At 45.9% G+C, this 18,264-nt stretch carries 17 protein-coding genes and 1 other annotated feature; of the genes, 3 read left to right on the top strand and 14 right to left on the bottom strand.

What is annotated here, in order from left to right:
• Positions 1-256 precede the first annotated feature (256 nt).
• The 3 genes from pgsA (at position 257) to clcA (ending at position 3,753) form a co-directional block, all read left to right on the top strand.
• The gene (pgsA, locus tag BMY80_RS04505) at positions 257-850 is read left to right on the top strand and encodes a CDP-diacylglycerol--glycerol-3-phosphate 3-phosphatidyltransferase (RefSeq protein ID WP_093141308.1); all 594 of its coding nucleotides are present in this window, start codon (positions 257-259) and stop codon (positions 848-850) included.
• Between the two features lie 212 nt (positions 851-1,062).
• The gene (locus tag BMY80_RS04500) at positions 1,063-2,283 is read left to right on the top strand and encodes a hypothetical protein (RefSeq protein WP_093141306.1); all 1,221 of its coding nucleotides are present in this window, start codon (positions 1,063-1,065) and stop codon (positions 2,281-2,283) included.
• Positions 2,284-2,337: 54 nt separating this feature from the next.
• Positions 2,338-3,753 carry a H(+)/Cl(-) exchange transporter ClcA gene (clcA, locus tag BMY80_RS04495; RefSeq protein WP_143066449.1) on the top strand — a complete coding sequence of 472 codons (1,416 nt, stop codon included), beginning with the start codon at positions 2,338-2,340 and terminating at the stop codon, positions 3,751-3,753.
• Between the two features lie 68 nt (positions 3,754-3,821).
• On the opposite strand, the gene BMY80_RS04490 is transcribed toward clcA, so the two are convergent.
• The 14 genes from BMY80_RS04490 to hexR all read right to left on the bottom strand — a co-directional run bounded on the left by BMY80_RS04490 (position 3,822) and on the right by hexR (position 17,308).
• Positions 3,822-4,088 (bottom strand): helix-turn-helix transcriptional regulator, encoded by a 267-nt coding sequence (locus BMY80_RS04490; RefSeq protein WP_031579219.1) that lies wholly within the window; start codon positions 4,086-4,088, stop codon positions 3,822-3,824.
• Between the two features lie 119 nt (positions 4,089-4,207).
• Positions 4,208-4,432 (bottom strand): hypothetical protein, encoded by a 225-nt coding sequence (locus tag BMY80_RS04485; RefSeq protein ID WP_093141300.1) that lies wholly within the window; start codon positions 4,430-4,432, stop codon positions 4,208-4,210.
• A gap of 464 nt (positions 4,433-4,896) precedes the next feature.
• The gene (locus BMY80_RS04480; protein ID WP_245730038.1) at positions 4,897-5,439 is read right to left on the bottom strand and encodes a phosphoribosyl-AMP cyclohydrolase; all 543 of its coding nucleotides are present in this window, start codon (positions 5,437-5,439) and stop codon (positions 4,897-4,899) included.
• Positions 5,432-6,205, bottom strand: coding sequence for an imidazole glycerol phosphate synthase subunit HisF (gene hisF, locus BMY80_RS04475; protein ID WP_093141298.1), 774 nt, complete (start codon positions 6,203-6,205; stop codon positions 5,432-5,434). The genes BMY80_RS04480 and hisF overlap by 8 nt, the downstream gene beginning before the upstream one ends.
• Positions 6,187-6,927: a 1-(5-phosphoribosyl)-5-[(5-phosphoribosylamino)methylideneamino]imidazole-4-carboxamide isomerase gene (hisA, locus tag BMY80_RS04470; RefSeq protein WP_093141295.1), complete on the bottom strand. Its 741-nt coding sequence runs from the start codon at positions 6,925-6,927 to the stop codon at positions 6,187-6,189. Before hisA ends, hisF begins: the two co-directional genes overlap by 19 nt.
• An 11-nt stretch (positions 6,928-6,938) precedes the next feature.
• On the bottom strand, positions 6,939-7,553 hold the full coding sequence (hisH, locus tag BMY80_RS04465; RefSeq protein ID WP_093141293.1) for an imidazole glycerol phosphate synthase subunit HisH: 615 nt from the start codon (positions 7,551-7,553) through the stop codon (positions 6,939-6,941).
• Entirely contained in the window at positions 7,553-8,668 is a 1,116-nt protein-coding gene (hisB, locus tag BMY80_RS04460) for a bifunctional histidinol-phosphatase/imidazoleglycerol-phosphate dehydratase HisB (RefSeq protein ID WP_093141290.1), read from the bottom strand. Before hisB ends, hisH begins: the two co-directional genes overlap by 1 nt.
• Before the next feature lie 191 nt (positions 8,669-8,859).
• Positions 8,860-9,936: a histidinol-phosphate transaminase gene (hisC, locus tag BMY80_RS04455; protein ID WP_031580097.1), complete on the bottom strand. Its 1,077-nt coding sequence runs from the start codon at positions 9,934-9,936 to the stop codon at positions 8,860-8,862.
• Between the two features lies 1 nt (position 9,937).
• Positions 9,938-11,233, bottom strand: a complete 1,296-nt coding sequence (gene hisD / locus BMY80_RS04450; RefSeq protein ID WP_031580096.1) for a histidinol dehydrogenase — start codon at positions 11,231-11,233, stop codon at positions 9,938-9,940.
• Positions 11,234-11,237: 4 nt separating this feature from the next.
• Positions 11,238-12,134, bottom strand: coding sequence for an ATP phosphoribosyltransferase (gene hisG, locus BMY80_RS04445; protein ID WP_031580095.1), 897 nt, complete (start codon positions 12,132-12,134; stop codon positions 11,238-11,240).
• Between the two features lie 29 nt (positions 12,135-12,163).
• Positions 12,164-12,298 (bottom strand) — a sequence feature (His leader region).
• A gap of 233 nt (positions 12,299-12,531) precedes the next feature.
• Positions 12,532-13,323, bottom strand: a complete 792-nt coding sequence (locus BMY80_RS04435) for a PhzF family phenazine biosynthesis protein (RefSeq protein ID WP_093141285.1) — start codon at positions 13,321-13,323, stop codon at positions 12,532-12,534.
• On the bottom strand, positions 13,320-13,829 hold the full coding sequence (locus tag BMY80_RS04430) for a GNAT family N-acetyltransferase (RefSeq protein ID WP_031579584.1): 510 nt from the start codon (positions 13,827-13,829) through the stop codon (positions 13,320-13,322). The genes BMY80_RS04435 and BMY80_RS04430 overlap by 4 nt, the downstream gene beginning before the upstream one ends.
• Before the next feature lie 127 nt (positions 13,830-13,956).
• Positions 13,957-16,344: a hypothetical protein gene (locus BMY80_RS04425; RefSeq protein WP_093141283.1), complete on the bottom strand. Its 2,388-nt coding sequence runs from the start codon at positions 16,342-16,344 to the stop codon at positions 13,957-13,959.
• A gap of 67 nt (positions 16,345-16,411) precedes the next feature.
• Positions 16,412-17,308: a transcriptional regulator HexR gene (gene hexR, locus BMY80_RS04420; protein ID WP_051621918.1), complete on the bottom strand. Its 897-nt coding sequence runs from the start codon at positions 17,306-17,308 to the stop codon at positions 16,412-16,414.
• Between the last annotated feature and the right edge of the window lie 956 nt (positions 17,309-18,264).

The raw sequence follows: 18,264 nt of genomic DNA, 5'->3' as shown, positions 1-18,264 counted from the left end.
GGGCATTACCCGCCCGTTCTTTTTGCCGGTGCAGAGTGTTAATCTTCAGTTCTGAAATCCCTGAATGAGTCAAAACATGAACATTTAAACAGATTTGTTTTTGCATTTTCCATTATTTTTGCTTCCCTCCTTTGCCTTTATTCAATCCTACTATTATAATATTGAGTTATGGAAAGGTTCTCATGTCCTTTTTATAGAAGATTTTAGTATCGGACCGTGATATTGAATAATAGAATTTCGATGTTCAGATTGTAAAATGTTTAAGAAAATCCCCAACGTTCTGACTCTGCTGAGAGTTTTTTTAATACCTATTTATATTGTTTTCTTTCTGCTGCCGTATGACTGGAGCAATCTGGCCGCAGCACTGGTTTTCGTTATAGCATGTTTTACCGATCTTCTTGACGGTTATCTGGCCCGCAAGTGGAACGTATGCTCCAAATTCGGTGCTTTTCTGGATCCGGTTGCGGACAAGATCATGGTATGTGTGGCACTGGTTATGCTGGTAGGCTGGTTCAGTTTTCACCAGCGCGAATACTTTTCAGGTTTCTCAATTGTTCTGACCATCTGTTCCGTAATCATCATTTCACGCGAAATAGTAATCAGCGCCCTGAGGGAATGGATGGCTGAAATCGGTAAACGCGGTCTGGTTGCCGTAAGCTGGATCGGCAAGTGGAAAACAGCAATTCAGATGATGTCCATAGCAGGTTTAATCTGGAGAGACCAGGTATTTATCTTCAGAGACAACTGGATGGCATACCTTTCCCTGGTTCTGATGCTGATTGCCACCGTTCTTACCCTCTGGTCCATGGTCAGCTATCTGATTGTAGGTGTCAAGTACATGGATGATTAATCTGTAAAGACCGTACTTATCCTTAAATAGCGCCGTTATGTCTGACATGACGGCGTTTTTGTTTTAACTTCGCAGACGGCACACTTTTCCTGATAACTCTGTATCTGTCGTGATATCTGACAGGCGTCGTATGATATAATCACGAAGCGTATCGAGGCAGAAGATGAAGTGTTTATTCTGTCCCGGTCAATGCAGAATGTCGGAGGAAAACAATGTTCTACTATAATGCACAGCAGCGCAGCACCTATTCATATGCAATTCCGGGAGTAAACTACGGCATTGCTCATTTCAGCGAGGATGGAAACAGACCTGCTGAAGGCATGAATATCTTTAATCATGACAAGCTAACAGGGACGTTTAAATCCGACAGAGAGCGCTTTGTCAGTTCCGGCAGTTTCGGTTTTTCCCATGATACGAATTTCTCCTTTGAGACCTTCTCTCCCGCATCAGAATCACAGCTGATTCTGTTTCAGTGTATTTTCAATGAACTTAAAAACAGGAATTTCAAAAAGAGAACGGCAGTGCTGCTGAATATTCTGGGATTCAGGGACAGCGGTATACATATAGATGAGGATTACCTGTTCATATACGACTTTTTCAGTTTCCCGAGAAAATTTGAAATATACCTGAACAGTCAGACCGGGACGGTTACCGAAATAAATTCCTACAGTTTTGCCGATAAGACCGAATGCAAATACCCGGTCAATTCCGAAGGCGTGATATGCATGTTTGAGGAGCTGGTTCAGGATCTGTGTTCCGTATATCTTCCAAACGGGCTTACTCTCACGGATGAACAGCAGACCAAGGCCGAAATTTTAGGGTTTGACTATGTATATGAAATCTGGCCGTATGCCGGAGCATCATCAGGGATCGCGTCTGCCGTCACCGCCACAGTTCCCGGCGCTGCACAGGAACCTCCTTCTCCAGAGAAAAATGTTTCGAACGATACTCCGTCAGGTAAAGATGAATCTGTTTCCTCCGCAAAGGATGCACACAGCTTAAATGATGCTGATGAAACTTTTGAAAGAACAGATAACGTTGAGACTGATGATTTTAATCAGGCAGATATGACTGATAAATCAGTACCCGACAGGTCGGATGAGTTTTCTGATGGGGATGACGGTTATTCAGTGGAAAAAACAGATTCCGCGACTCAGCAGAATGATCAGCATTTCAACAGCGGTACGGATTATGGCGGCAGGGATTATTACGCTGGAAATCAGTACAGACATAAATCGCATGATAATCCCGGAGGACTGGATTACTACAGGGAAAAAGATCGTCAGATGGATGGTTTTATCGGTATAATCTGGTATCTGTCAGGGATTATCTGCTTCCTTCTCGGATTTTTTCTCTTTAAAATGTTTCTTATTGTGGTAGGAATTGTTCTGACATATGTAGGTAAGAATCACTGGGATAAAAAGAATAAATAATGCCGTGACGCGTAAAAGTGCGGACAACATGACAGGCATGAGGTGAAACAGGTTGTGAGAAATCCTAAAACATATATGAGCAGGCTGAAGAGAGCGGCGTTTTTTCGGAGAAGATTCAATGTTCATGTACCGTTGAAGCTTACGCTGTCTTCACTGATTATAGGCGGGGTTACGGGAATGGTGTGTGCCTTCTTCGAGATGATACCCAATATGCTGAATCAGTACAGAACATCCTCGCTTTCAGCTCTGCTAGACAATGAATCAGGAATGGTTACGGCTGCACTTGCCGCTTTTGCCGTAAGTTTCATCATGGCCGGAATCGCCATGTATTTCACACGAAAATACGCACCTGAAGCCGGCGGCTCGGGAATTCCGGAAATCGAAGGTGCGATGGTTGATCTCAGACCGGTAAGATACAAAAGAGTTCTTCCGGTGAAATTCTTCGGTGGAATTCTCTCTCTCAGTTCAGGCATGGTTCTCGGCAGGGAAGGTCCATCCATTCAGATAGGCGGTAATCTCGGGGCAGCAGTTTGTTCTCTCCTGAAAATAAAAAAAGAGGATTTTTACGTCATGCTGGCCGCAGGTGCGGCATCAGGTCTTGCCAGTGCCTTCAATGCTCCTCTTGCCGGTATGCTGTTTGTTCTTGAGGAAATGCGTCCGCAGTTCAAGTACAGGTTTTCCGCAGTGCAGGCCGTTGCCATGGCGGTAATCGTGTCCACGGCAGCAAGATCATTTATAGTCGGTAACAGTGATCCTGTTTTTGATCTGCCGATGTTTGACGGAGTCAATATCCGTAATTTCTTTGATTTCCTGATGTTCGGTATTCTGGTCGGCTGTGCAGGCGTGGTATTCAACAGGGCAGTGGGCTGGATGCAGGATTTCTATACTGCTGTCTTCAGGGGCAGACTGTGGCGCTCGGTTATGATTGTGGCCGTCGTGGGCGGATTATACGGAGTTGCTTCCATTATTGAACCTCAGGTGACCGGATCCGGGATGCATTTTATCAGTGAGTGGATTATGACTTCCTCTTCCCTGAAACTGCTTGCCGGTGTTCTGTTTTTGAGATTTATGGGGGTAATGCTCTGTTTCTGCTGCGGTATACCCGGCGGAATATTCGCACCGTCGCTTTCTCTCGGAGCTCTGCTCGGTGCGGTATTCGGCATGAGCATGCTTCATTTCGGAATCCTCAATTACGATCCCGGAATTCTGGCAATCGTAGGCATGAGTGCTTTTTTTGCGGCTTCCGTGAGAGCTCCTATTACCGGAATCATTCTGATTTGTGAAATGACGAATAATTTCCAGTTCCTGCTGCCGATGATGATAGCCGTAGTGGCGGCAACGCAGACTGCAGCCCTGCTTAAGGGCAGACCGCTCTATACTCAGATTCTTGAGAGAACGCTCAGACTTTCAGGTAATGAGGAAAAGATTGAAGAATACAGGGAATTCAAAAAGACTCACAACGTGGAATAAGATAGAAATGTTATTATTCCTGTAAACTGTTGAAAAAAAGGCCTTCTCGGCCTTTTTTCATTTGAGGACTAGTATTCGTTAACAAAGAAGTCGTTAACGATTTCCGCGTTGAATTTTGTTGCTCTTCCTTCCATTTTTACGACAGCGCCTTCAGGAAAGGCATGAGTGCGGATCATGTTGTAAATCTTGGTTCGTGGAATGCCGTAAATGGAGCAGACCTCCTTTATGGAGAGAAGTCTCTTGAGGTGCTCGTCCTTGATTTCCTCGAAAATAACGCGATATCTCTTGCCGTTGACGGTAACGATATTGCCAATGCCGGTGTTGATATTTTCCATGATAAATCCTTATGTAAACAGTAAATCATAAACAGTGTCAGAGACGAAAGGGGAGCTGGCGGACAGTCAGGAGCATGGGCTTGTCCGCCGTAAGTTCATAAAAGTAGCTCCCTGATTGCTTAATTGCTTAATTCGATTACGTCGTAATCGTAGTAGTCAAACTTGATTACTCTATAGTCCTCATATTCGGCATCAGCGCGTTCAAGAGCTTTTTTTTCGTCAATAAAACCAACGTTGTACACATAATCTCCGGAATCGGAAACGTAGTAGGCCTTCTTGTTTTCCACCCAGATGTCATAGAAACGGTACTTGCCGTTTTCGTTCTTCTTAACTTTGTCAGCCATAATCTTTTCTCCTACCGACTAATCGGTTTAAAGTGTAATACTAAAAAATGCCGGACGGCGTTAGTGATGGATAATCTGAATAAAACTGATGAAAACTGTTGTTGGTTCTGATAAGGATAGCTGCGGGTCGTGGAAAAGATTCGGAAATCCGTGAATTATCTGTCAGGCTCCGTTTCCTGCCCCAGCACCTATAATTATACTCGATTTTTTTGAACAATCTAAAAAATAAACTGATTTTTTTGAACCAGGTTACAAAATATTAAGTATATTTTTAATACTTTTGATTTTTGCGCCTCTTAATCCGTATCCTTTTAACAAAAAATTCCGTATGATTATTTATCAGGAAATGGCATGAACTTTATCGTCTTAAAAACAAACGTAAAGTATTTTCCGTTTTATAAAAATAAAACTGCAGTATGTCTGACACATACTGCAGTAAAATCATCATAATGAACGGGTAACGGTTAGTGCCTGCATTCACTTCTGAATAAAGGATCAATGTCCCTCAGGGCAATGCCTTTCTGCTTCAGCAGTGCAAGCACTCCCTTAAGAAGTTCTGCGGCATTCTCATTACTGCTTTCACCGTTGAACTTTGTCAGCAGGGCGTTTACGTCCGGAAGAGGTGTTTCAGCGGATGCTTCATATACGGCAATATTTGAAGCTTCAAGCGGCATGTGTCCGTCAAAGCAGCTTTCAGTTCCTCTGTGACAGGTAGGTCCAATCGGATCGGCTGCAATAAGAAGACAGTCGTTGTCGCAGTCGGCGGTAATAGCCTTGAGATTAAGGTAGTGGCGTGATTCCTCCCCCTTTGTCCATAATCTCTGCTTGGTACGGCTGTAGAAGGTTACCTTGCCGATTTCCAGCGTCTTGTCAAGAGCCTCGCGGTTCATGAATCCCTGCATCAGAACAACACCTGAGCGGTAGTTCTGCACGATTACCGGAATCTGGTTGTTTACCTTGGCCCAGTCAAGATCGTCAGGGTTAAAATTAAGGGTGTAATTAGTCACGTACAATCACTCCTTCCTTTCTCAGATAATCCTTTAATTCAGGAATATGGATAATACCCTTGTGGAATACTGAAGCGGCAAGACAGCCGTCGCATTCAGCTTCCTTGAATCCGTCCTTGAAATGAACCATTTCGCCGGCACCGCCTGAGGCGATTAAAGGCACGTGAGCCAGACTTCTGATAAGCTTGAGCTGCTTTAGGTCATAGCCCTTGCGCATGCCGTCCTGATTCATCATGTTCAGAACGATTTCACCGCAGCCGCATTCCTGAACCTTTTCCACCCATTCAGGAGTGGTCCATTTGGTGATAAGTGTTCTGTTGACGTCACCGGTGTACTGCTTTACGAGGTAACGGTCGGTAGCTTCATCATAATAGGAGTCAATACCGCAGACTACGCACTGAACGCCGAAACGGTCGGCAAGTCTGGTAATCAGGGTTGGATCAGCCAGAGCAGGTGAATTGATGGAAATCTTGTCTGCACCGTATCCAAGAATTCTGGCTGCGTCTTCAACGCTCTTGATACCGCCGGCAACGCAGAAAGGAATGTTGATTACTTCCGCAATTTTACGAACCCAGCTTTTGTCCACCACACGGGAATCACTTGATGCGGTGATATCGTAGAACACCAGTTCATCGGCACCTTCATCAGCATAACGCTTGGCTAATTCAACGATACCGCCCATAACCTCGTGGTTTCTGAACTGTACGCCCTTAACAACTACGCCGTCTTTAACGTCGAGACATGGAATTATGCGTTTGGCCAGCATTTTACAGCCTCCTTGACAGTAAATTTTCCTTCAAGCAGAGAACGGCCGATGATGATACCGGCGGCTCCGCTGTCGCGAACGGCCGCTACGTCATCAAGACTGCCGATTCCGCCGGAAGCCAGGAAATCGATGTGCGGGAAGATATTGTGCAGATCTCTGTAAAGATCCACGTTTGATCCCTTGAGGGTGCCGTCGCGGGAAATGTCGGTACATAGTACGTACTTGAGGTTCACTTCGGCAAAATCGTTAATCAGATCTTCGATGGTAACCGCACTGTTTTCCTGCCAGCCCTTGATGGCAATGAATCTTTTGCCGGTAGCCGGATCAATGTTGATGTCGAGTGCCAGAACGATGTGTTCTGCGCCGAATCTGCGGAACCAGTCCTTTGCCATCTTCGGATCCTTAACGGCGGCAGAGCCTACAACCACGCGTTCGGTACCGATGTTCAGCAGATCCTCAACGTCCTTTTCGGTACGGATGCCACCGCCGATTTCAACCGGAACCGGAGTGTTCTTAATCAGTTCTGAGATAACGTCAAGCTGTCTCTTTGATGTATCCTTGGCTCCGTCAAGATCCACGAGGTGCAGGAATTTTGCGCCTTCACTCACATAGAGGTCAAAACGTTCCTGAGGATCGGCATCGTATTCGGTTTTACGGGAGTAATCTCCCTGATAAAGACGGACTACCTTGCCGCCAATAAGATCAATTGCAGGTATAATCATGTCTGTGTCTCCTAGAGGTCAAGGAAGTTTTTAAGAAGTTTGTGTCCTATCGGACCGGACTTTTCAGGATGGAACTGAGTACCGAAGAAATTATTGCGGTTAACCACTGCTGAAAAAGTCTGACCATAGGTGGTTGTTGCCACGGTGTGTCCGGTTACGTCCAGAGCATAGGAGTGTACATAATAGAAATATGATCCGCTCGGAATATCCTTAAACAGCGGGCAGGAACCGTCGTGTTCAACCTGATCCCATCCCATGTGCGGAAGAACCAGTCCCGGAACCTTCATGAGACGTACGCCGCCGTCCACAATGCCGAGACACTTGACGGCTTCAGTTCCCTGACTCATGCTTTCTTCGGAAAAACCTGCCAGCATCTGCATGCCGAGACAGATTCCAAGCAGAGGCTGATGTGAGTTGACAATCAGATCGTCAAGATGTCTTTCCCTGATTGAGGCCATGGCTGCCACGGCGGAACCAACGCCCGGAAGAATCAGCTTGTCGGCGTTTCTGATGTCGCTTTCCTTTGCACTGATAATGCAGTCGGCGTCAAGGCGGTTCATGGCAAACAGTACTGATGACAGGTTGGCAACACCGGTGTCAATAATGGTAACTTTCTGCTTGGTCATTAAAGTACTCCTTTACTTGAAGGCAGATCATTGCCTTCTTTTTTTAGAGCCATGCGTAATGCTCTGCCGAAGGCCTTGAACAGTGCTTCAACCTGATGATGAGTGTTACCGGTGGTAACCTTCAGGTGCAGGGTAAGTCCCATGGCATATGCAAGACTGTGGAAGAAGTGCGGAACCATTTCGGTAGAGAGTTCTCCTACCTGCTGACGTACGAAGTCGGCATCGCAGCTGAATACGCAGTAAGGTCTGCCGGAAATGTCCATGCACGCGTCAACAGGATGATTCATCAGTGAATCGTCCGGAAGGCCTTCAAGCTTGGCTTCAACTTCATCCATGGCAACGGCGAAACCGAATCTGCCGATACCTCTCTTGTCTCCGAGAGCCTGCTTCAGGGCGGTACCTAGAGTAATGCCCACGTCTTCAACGGTATGATGTTCATCAACCTCAAGATCTCCTTCGGCCTTCAGCTTCATGGTGATGCCGCCGTGGGTTGCTATCTGGTCGAGCATGTGGTCAAAGAAGCCGATACCGGTAGAGATTTCACTCTTGCCGCTGTGGTCAAGATCAATAAAGAGATCAATCTTGGTTTCGTTGGTGTTGCGTACAACATGAGCGGTACGAGGAATTCTGGTCAGAAATTCGGTAATCTGCTTCCAGTTGTTGGTTTCAGGGTTGTAGCGTTCACCTCTGATGCCCATGTTCTTTGCCAGTTCCATATCAGTTTCACGATCACCGATAACAAAGCTGTGTTCCTTGTCGATGACGCCGGGAACAAGATAGTTGCCGAGAAGACCTGTTTTAGGCTTGCGGCAGGCACAGTTTTCATGAGGGAAGTGAGGGCAGATGAGAATTTCTTCGAAATGCACGTCTTCTGAAGACAGAACGTCCAGCACCAGATTGTGCGGGCCTGAAAATTTTTCGTAAGGAAGAGAGTCGGTTCCGAGTCCGTCCTGATTGGTTACCATAACCAGTTTGTAACCGGCATCCTTAAGAGCTTTGAGACTAGAGATAACGTGAGGTTCAAATTTGAGTTTTTCATAAGAGTCCACCTGCTTATCGATTACAGGTTCTTCAATGATTGTTCCGTCACGGTCGATGAAAAGATATTTTTCCATAGGCTTTCCATTAAAACATGAGGCAGATTCAATCTGCCTCACTAAGTAAACAAATCATATAACACGTGAACCGCCGGCATATGACTGCCGTTTAGGGCAGACGGGCGGCTCAACGAAGGAGCAGACAGCCGTGAGGTGCGAAGCCCTGGGGCTTTTACCGGACAGTAGACCGGCTGCTGTCTGATGCCAAATTACTGTTTAATTGAATGAAATACTGATAATACTTCATTCATTTCTTCTTCACTGCCGATGGTAACGCGTACGCAGTTCTGCAGTCTGGTCTTGGTGTGGAAGTCTCTTAAAATGATGCCCTTGTCGGCGCATGCCTTGAAGAGTCCTTCACCGTCCCTGAAGCGGATGAGAATGTAGTTTGCGTTCTCATAGAAAACTTCCTGAACGTAATCAAGCTTTCTTACTTCTTCCACGAATCTGTCGCGGCGTTCAATAAGTTCGGCAACTCTTTCCTTCATGATGGCGATGCCGTGAGTGCTTAAGGCCTGAACGGCAATCTGAGCCACAGGGTCGGCAATCGGATACGGATCGATTACCTTGAGCATCAGCTTGATGACTTCCTGGTCAGCCAGAGTGAAACCGCAGCGGATACCTGCAAGCGCAAAGGCTTTTGACAGGGTACGGGTTATAACCAGATGGTCATAATCCTTCATCAGCTTGACCTTGCTCTTTTCAGGGCAGAATTCGATATAGGCTTCGTCAACCACAACCAGGCATCTGCCTCTGGTGAAATCAAGAATCTGAACAAGCTTGTCGTCATCAACCACGTTGCCTGTAGGATTGTTAGGAGAACAGATGAAAATAACCTTGATCTTTTCAGGATTGTTTTCCACAGTGTTCCTGATAGCTTCAACGTCAGGCTGGAAGTCATCGGCAGGCGGAACGTCAACGGTCTTCACACCGGCGGTGTCGGCACTGATTGAATACATGCCGTAGGTCGGAGTGCTGATAAGGATTGCGTCCCTGCCCGGTTCACAGAAGGTGCGGACCAGAAGTCCGATGGATTCGTCACTGCCGCGTGAAACCAGAATGTTTTCTTCGGCAACGCCTGAGTAATCAGCATAGGCTTCAATTACTTCAGGAGGCTGACATTCAGGGTAGCGGTTGAGAGTAATTGACTTCATCAGGAAGGTTGCACTCTTAGGTGCTTCATTCGCATTGAGGAAGTTATGTCCTTTACCACCGATACGACGGGCTGACAGATAAGGGGTAAGCTGTTTTACTCTTTCAGTGGCAAGTTCTGTAATACTGCTCATGTTATTTGGCTCCGTTAAGAATGTCCATACGAATGGTTACTGCTCTCTTGTGAGCGGTAAGGCCTTCTGCATCTGCCATAAGTTCTACGGTACGGCTGAGGTTGGTTAAACCTTCGGTGGTTGCTTCCTGTACGGTGTAGCGGCGCAGATAGTCGGCAAGACCGAGAGATGAACAGGTCTTGGCATAACCGTAGGTAGGAAGGGTGTGGTTTGTACCGCTGGCGTAGTCGCCTACTGATTCAGGAGTCCAGCCGCCGATGAAGATTGAGCCTGCATTTCTCAGGTAAGGCAGCAGGGCGCGAGGTTCTCTGGTTTCCACAATCAGGTGTTCAGGCGCATAGATGTTGGAAATGGCACAAGCCTCTTCAAGAGATTCGCATACGATGGCGATACTCTTTTCCAGGGCTCTGTTGGCGATATCCTTTCTTGACAGCTGCTGAACCTGCTTTTCAACTTCAGCGATAACTTCATTACCGTAGTTAGGATTTGTTGAAAGAAGAACAACCTGTGAGTCCGGACCGTGTTCAGCCTGGGAAAGCAGATCTGAAGCAGCAAATGCCGGATTTGCGGATTCGTCGGCAATCACCAGTACTTCGGAAGGACCGGCCGGCATATCGATGGCGGCACCGCGGAAGTCTGCGCTTACCTGCTTCTTGGCTTCGGTTACGAATGAATTGCCCGGTCCGAAAATCTTGTTTACCTTAGGTACAGTTTCAGTGCCGTAGGCCATGGCTGCGATAGCCTGAGCTCCGCCGACGGTGTAGATGTCATTCACGCCACAGAGGGTTGCGGCATAAACGATGGCATCGGAAACCGGTGGAGGAGAACATAATATCACCTTAGGACATTCGGCAATCTGTGCAGGAACGGCAAGCATGAGCACGGTACTTACCAGCGGTGCGCTGCCGCCGGGAACGTACAGACCGACACTGTCGATAGGGTGAGTGTGAAGTTCACAGGTAACCCCCGGTCTGGTGCTGACTACAACCGGAGCCGGTTTCTGAGCCCTGTGGAACATGCTGATGTTGTCATAAGCGTTCTTTAAGGCTGTCTTGAGTTCAGAATCCACTCTGTCACAGGCTGATTTGATTTCATCAGCTGTAAGTTTAATATGATCAGATTCCAGACGATCAAACTTGCGGGAGTATTCCAGAAGGGCTTCATCTCCGCGATTACGGATGTTGCTGATGATATCAGCAACAAGTTTGGCCTTGCTGCCGTCATCGGCAGTGGCGGGACGGGTGAGGATGTCTACCCGTTCCTGTTCATTTAAATCTTTCCAGCTAACAATTTTCATAATATTACTTCAACATCTTTTCAATAGGTAATACGAGGATTGAACTTGCACCCAGTGCCTTAATCTTTTCCATGGTTTCCCAGAAGAGGGTTTCGGTGGAAACTACATGAATGGCTACATGAGTTGAGTTACCTGCGAGTTCGAGAAGAGTTGGGTTTTCGGCACCAGGGAGGAGAGCGGTGATTTCCTTAACCTTGTCCTTTGGAGCATGAAGCATGATGTACTTGCTGCCGTGAGCCTGAATCATGCCGTCGATACGTCTGATGAGAGTGTCGGCAATAGCCTGCTTTTCAGGATAGAGTTCCTGATCTCTCTGAATAAGTACGGCCTTTGACCTGTAAACAACCTGAACTTCCTTGAGACCGTTGGCTTCAAGTGTTGCACCTGAACTTACCAGGTCGCAGATTGCATCGGCAAGACCTGCACGCGGAGCAACTTCAACTGAACCGGTTAACAGTACGGTCTTGAAGTTTACGCCCTGCTGATCGAGGTAGCGCTTGGTGAGGTTAGGGTAGGTGGTGGCAATCTTCAAGCCTTCAAGACTCTGAACACCTTTCCATTCCTGTTCAACAGGGATGGCAAGTGAAAGACGGCAGCCGCCGAAATCGAGCTTGCGAACGAGATTGTAGCCTACAGGTAAACCTTCCTGCTGACGTTCAAGTGTTGTTTCCTCAAGTACGTTTTCGCCAACAACACCCCAGTCAACAACATGGTCCATAATAAGACCCGGAATGTCATCATCACGAACACGGAGAATGTCGATTTCCATGTTTTCAACGTGAGCAATGAGTCTGTCCTCACGCTTGTTGATCTTTAAACCGCAGCTCTCTAAAAGTTCTGTGGTTTCAACACTGAGACGACCCTTTTTCTGCATGGCGATACGAAACTTTTTAGTAGACATGTCAAATAACCCTCTTGTATGTCTGTATAATTAAAAACCCTTGGAAGTATCCGTTTTATTCTTCCAAGGGTCTTATGTAAATCTTTACGGCACTCCTGGAAGAAAGTCTTCCAGAAAATAAACCACTCCTCCTGAAAGACTATTTAGGACGATGATGGTGATGATGTAAATTATTGGATAATTGATACATTTTATTCTCTGTGCCAAACTTTTAAAACTGAATGCATTATACACTCTTTTTGTGTTATTGATAACAGTTTTTAGCGATTTTCCTGTTTTAATCTTATCAAAATACCGGTGTTTTCCGTCCGAAAGCCTCATCCCGGCCGTGTAAAACAGCATGAATGAAGGCTGTTGCTGCGTGACTGACGGAAAATCAGTCATATTCAGTCTCTGTTCAGAACTGATGATTTTTTAAAATTTCTCCTTCGGAATAGAGTACCGCCTTTCCGGCAATGCTTATTCTGTCTCCGTTCCTGCTGCAGTACAGAATACCTGTTCTTTCCGATGCCTGGAAACAGACCAGTGAATCCTTATGCAGTCTGTCGTTCCAGTAAGAAACTATCATGCAGTGGGAACTGCCGGTCACCGGATCTTCCTTTATGCCGATTTTCGGTCCGAAAACACGGCTGACGCAGTCGTATTCACGGCTGTCTGACGGGGCGGTAACCGCCGTCAGCAGTCCGTCCAGTTCCTTCAGAATGTTTTCTTTCGGATTGAGTGTTCTGACTGACGACTCATCGGGAAGAACCAGCAGCAGATCGCGATCAATGTAGGCTGCAAGCGGTCTGATTCCCAGAGCCTCCTCCATTCTGTCGGTAACTTCCGTCTCAATGCATCTGTAGGCCGGAAAATTCATGACGAACGTGTCTTCTTCTTTTCTGACGGTGATTATACCTGCTGCCGTGGTGAAGGAGAGAACTTCGGCTTTCCGTTCGAAAAAACTGAAAAGAACGAAGGCGGTCCCCAGTGTCGCATGACCGCAGAAGTCGATTTCACCGCCCGGCGTAAACCATCTGAGCCTGTAGGTATCATCCTCTTTTACGGTAAAGGCGGTTTCAGAGAACATGTTTTCTCTGGCTATGTTCATCATCAGTTCTTCAGAAAGCCATCTGTCAGTTACGCATACGGCTGCCTGATTTCCTTTAAACACGGTATCTGTGAATGCATCAACAATAAACTGTTTCATCTTTCAATTCTTTTTTCAAATCTGAACATTTCGAAATCCTCGTCATCGTGCGGACCTTTATGATGACTGTTGAAAAACTCCACAATCCTGAAACCGCAGCGGTTAACGTAGAAATGAATGTTTCTTTTTTCAAAGTACGGAGTTACCGTTTCCCAAAGTTTTACTTCAGGATGCATTTTTTCAACGGCACACCAGGCTCGGTATCCAATTCCGAGGCTGTGAGCCTTAGGAGACACAAACAGGAGATCCAGATCTCCGTGCTCTCCGTCGGTCTGTATGACCACTCCTCCGACTTTTTCATTACCGAGCATGATGCGGTATGCCTTGCCGGCATCAATGGAGTCAGAGATGGTTTTATGCGAAATGATTTCACCGTCTTCCTCGAAATGGTCATCCCGGAGACCGAATTCCTCCGTGGCTCCGTATCTGAAGGCTTCCTGATTGTCTTTTATAAACTGTTCTCTGTCATCATCAGTAAGAGGCAGAAGTACAATATCATCGTTCATTGAAAATCCTCTGTTCCTGTTTATGCCCGGTTGAAAAAGATAAATATGTCTGCCGTATGATTATAGGTGAAACGCGTATTTATGTCTCATGGGAAAATCAGAAATGCTGACGTACGGGATACGTGTGCTATGCGCTTTTACGTTCTGTTTCACCGATAATTCTGTTGATTCTGTCGGTTTCCTTCTGCTGCTGGGCGGAATTCTTGATTTTGAGAAGTCCCATGAATTTGCATACGTCCTCGGCGGTAGGCTGTATGCCGCCAAGTCCCAGATTGTCATCAGCCTTGATAAGTCTTATGGTTGCGATAATCTCCTGACGGCTTACGGAAGTGCTGTAACGGATATCTGACGGAATGTCGGACGTCTGGCTGTAGCCGATTCTGTTGATGTCGATTTTTCTGTTGCGTGAAAATACCGGCTTGTTCGGCATGTAGATAAAGTCATCCATGTCGGTAATGCAGTGAAGTTTTTCAATCACGTGATTGATTTCCTGCATAACCTTCAGCTTGTGATTGTTCTTGAACGGGGTACCTGTTTTTCGGCAGATATGTGCAAATCTCTTAACAATGCATTCTCTGCTGATAGGGGCTTCGGTACGTATCAGCATGCTGACGGCGCATTCTATTTCCTGAACGCTCAGTGCCGAGAAATCGGCGGTTATGGTAAGAGCCTGAAATATGCCTTCAAGGAAGGTCAGACTGTATCCCGCAATCTTAATCTGCGAATTGTTGATGCGTACGCCCTTTGCGTATACCACGGTATCAGAATCATAGTCAGGTTTTGTCTGGTCCTCGGCCTGCTGGCTGGCAGAAACTGAGTTTTCAGAAAAGAGTTCAATCACCTCAAAGTTAGTGTTTTCAGGAATATCCGGAACCTCATGAATCTGAGAGGTTATGTCGTTCTCGAAATACACGTCAAAGAATCCGTCAGGCAGGAGACCGGATATACCGATGTTTTCATCATCAGTCGGATTGGTGAAGCTGATGTTGTCAAGATCCGTTTTGGAGAGAATTCTCTGAGGATCACCGGCATGGTCGTCATTGATGGTGACAATGTTTGCCAGATCAATAACGTGTTCCTGCCCGCTGATTTCTTCAGGGACGGAAGGGGATTCTGTTTCCGTGTTTTCAGAAGCTGTTCCGGATATTTCTCCGGATGCCCGTGGTTCGGCAACCGGCTGAACCGGGCCGGACCTGTTCAGTTCCATTAGTGATTTTTCCAGAATGAAACCGTGAGGTACCGGAGCCTTGTTCAGTTCAGAATCGTCACCGGTAGATACCTGTCCTTCCTGGTGATCTCGTGAATCACAGTGCTCAGGCTGTGATTCATCGTTGGCGGCGGACATGCCCGAGGTCATTTCTCCGGTCTGGGCATTGCTCTTGTTATTCTTTGCCGCGCTCCTGCCGGACTCAAAGGAGGTTATGATTCTGTCGGCTCCGTTGACGTCATCCTCATCCTCATCATCGCTGCTTATGTTCATGATGTTTATGTCCATGGTGTCATAGAGCGCGTGAATGACTTTCATGTATCCGAAGCAGCTGCCTAGCCATGATGCCAGAAGTTCTCTTTCATCCACGGTATTGCACCATGAGGCCACATTGGCCACGGTGGATCTGCTGATGCCGAATTTTCTCAGCTGATCTATTGATTTCAGATAAATGAAGAGAATATATGAATCCCTCGAATACAGTGCCGTCAGGGTATGCAGAAAATCACCGAATTCCGGAATTTCCCTAATTTTAAACAGAATGTCGTCAAAGGATATGTCCGGATTTTCATTATGGATTTTCATCAGGACTGCATGGGCTGGATTATTCATCCAGCCGTCGTTGTATCCCGGAGGAGTCTGATCTGAACGGTTAACCGCATAATGGTAGATTTCCAGCATGTCCATGACATAACCGATGTCTCCGTCAGGATAACCGACGGTTCTTCTGTACATCGTAATGAGTGTCAGCAAAGTTCTTGAAGCCAGATTGGTGCGGTAGTACGGAGTCTTCTTCTGCAGGAGGTGTTTGGCGATGAGAAGTTCTCTTGCCGGATCCGTGCTCAGATCAAGAAGGTTGTAGGAATTCAGTGTGGCCGGAGGTTCGCACAGCCCCATGAGTATGCGCATGGCGGCAATGCCTGCGGAGCAGTTCTTCCTGACGTTATAGTTGATGAAGTTTTCAATGATGCCGAGTCGTCTTGAAAGAGTGCAGAACCTGAAATCAGGATACGTGCGGGTCAGATTTTCGGCTGCCTGCGGATTAAGCGCGATAATGTATTCTATTTCGGAAATGCTCACGTCAAGACCGTTGTCGCAGTCTCTTTCCTGAAGCAGTGATATGAGCAGAAATACCTTTTCGTGGATTTCGCGAAAGTAAAAATTCTCCTCCAGCAGATCCTGATAGTTTGCGGTATGAGGATCCGCCGTAAATATTTCATTCAACTCTCTTGGGGAAATATATATTTCACCCAGACTCTCAAGCTGCTTAAGCTTATAACTGTCAATTATGGCCAGATATCTAGACATCAGTACGAGCTGCTCCGATTCTGTATGACTTTATAGTTATTACCGGCAGGCAGAAGCTGGTAAAGAATTATTTGTTCTCCTCCTCACCAGGTTCCTTGTTATCCGCCTTCTTCTCACGAGGCATTTCCAGTCTTGATTCCTTTATGGCTTCCTTTACGTTTTTAAGGTTTGCTATGAACTGAGGACCTTTACGCAGGAAAAGACCTGTTGCCAGCACGTCGACGAGTGCAAGCTGCACAAGTCTGGAAGCCATTGGAATATAGATATCCGTATCTTCCGGAATCTTTGCCGAAAGCACCAGTGAACATTCTTCAGCCAGCGGGCTGTTTTCAGAGGTTAATCCGATAACGGTAGCCTTTCTGCTTCTGGCGTATTTTGCAACGTCAATGAGATCCTTTGTTCTTCCGGTATGGGAAATAAGTACAAAAACGTCTTCCAGACTGCAGTTTGATGCGCTCATCAGCATCATGACCGGGTCTTCAAAGTAGTTGCATGGAATGTTGAATCTGAAGAATTTGTTCAGCATGTCGTGGGCAACGGTGGCACTTGAACCGAGTCCGCAGAAGGTTATTCTTCTGGCACAGCTGAGCACGTCCACGCATCTCTGAATGACTCTGATGTCAACATTTTTGCGTGCTTCGTTCAGAATGGAGATGGATGAGTCAAAAATCTTCTTGGTGTAGTTTTCCGTGCTGTCGTTTTCGTCTACGTGAATGTTTACGTAAGGAATGCCTTTTGCCAGGGTCTGGGCGAGTTTAAGTTTGAAATCGGGATACCCCTCGGTATTGATCTTCTGACAGAATCTGTGCACGGTCGGTTCGGAAACACCGGCTGATTTTGCCAGCTGAGCTATGCTTGAGGCAATGATCTTCTGTGGCTGTTCCAGCACCACGTCGGCAATCTTCTTCTCTTTCGGACTGAAGAACTCGTATTTGCTTTTGATAAAGTCTAAAAAATTTAACATATACTTTTCTCTCAATATATTGATTCGCCAATCCGGTTTTCTGAGAGGCCGGAGCTGTTTCAATTCAGAACCGTCGTTTTTACCAAACGATCAGTAAGTGAATCGCGTCCGACATCCGTGCATGAGTCATACGCCGCTGTTATGATGCTTGCGGTTATCGCATGAATCCTGTCTGCAGAATTCATTAAACGGAATAATCCGTCTTCCGGTCGGCTGCTTCCAATTTTCTGTTGCAGTCTGTGTTTAAAACAGTTTTGTCCGTATTTTTTATTGTGTCTGATTCGTGTCAGACCTGTTTGTTATATGCTATTGCTTTATCGTTATGTCCGGAAATTGCAAAAATGATGAACACAGGTTCTTCATTCCAGTAAATCCGGAATGCATCCTCCGCTGCCGGGAGGTGAGTCCTTTTCAGTTCTTCCTCTACGGCATGAAAACAGTGTTATGCTGTTTAGGAAATGAAAAACAACTGTAATTATTATTCCATGAAAAAACAGTTTATTAAAAACAAAGCAACAATTTTTTGATATATGTATCTTTCTGACTGTTGATTTGCGTAAAAATAAAACTGTATTTCTAACGAAAAAGACAGAAAATTACAGATATTAATTTAAAAATGTAATTTTCTTTCATTTTAACTAAAACTTTCACAAACCTCAGGACTATAGAAACCTTCTTGTTCTAAGGTCGTTTCTTTTCAAATCATATCAAAAATTAATCTGTTTCCCTGGTTTTTGGAAATAATCTGCCTTTTTAACTCCTGTTTTACCGTAAAAGTTAGTGATTTTTTTTGCAAAATTATCATTATTTTATGTCTTTATTAGTCCGTTTATGATATAATACGGACTATATACAAGAGGTGTTTTTATGAAGGTTCCTGAAGAAATCAGAAAGGTCAAAAGACCGGTTAATACTATTGTTGAAGACTCTGGCAGAGATGGTCCTAAAAGGTATTC

It is taken from the genome of Ruminobacter amylophilus (assembly GCF_900115655.1).
In the GTDB taxonomy this organism is placed as follows: Bacteria; Pseudomonadota; Gammaproteobacteria; order Enterobacterales; family Succinivibrionaceae; genus Ruminobacter; species Ruminobacter amylophilus.
The sequence above is the reverse complement of the archived record's forward strand: the minus strand, read 5'-3'. Positions and strand labels throughout refer to the sequence as shown.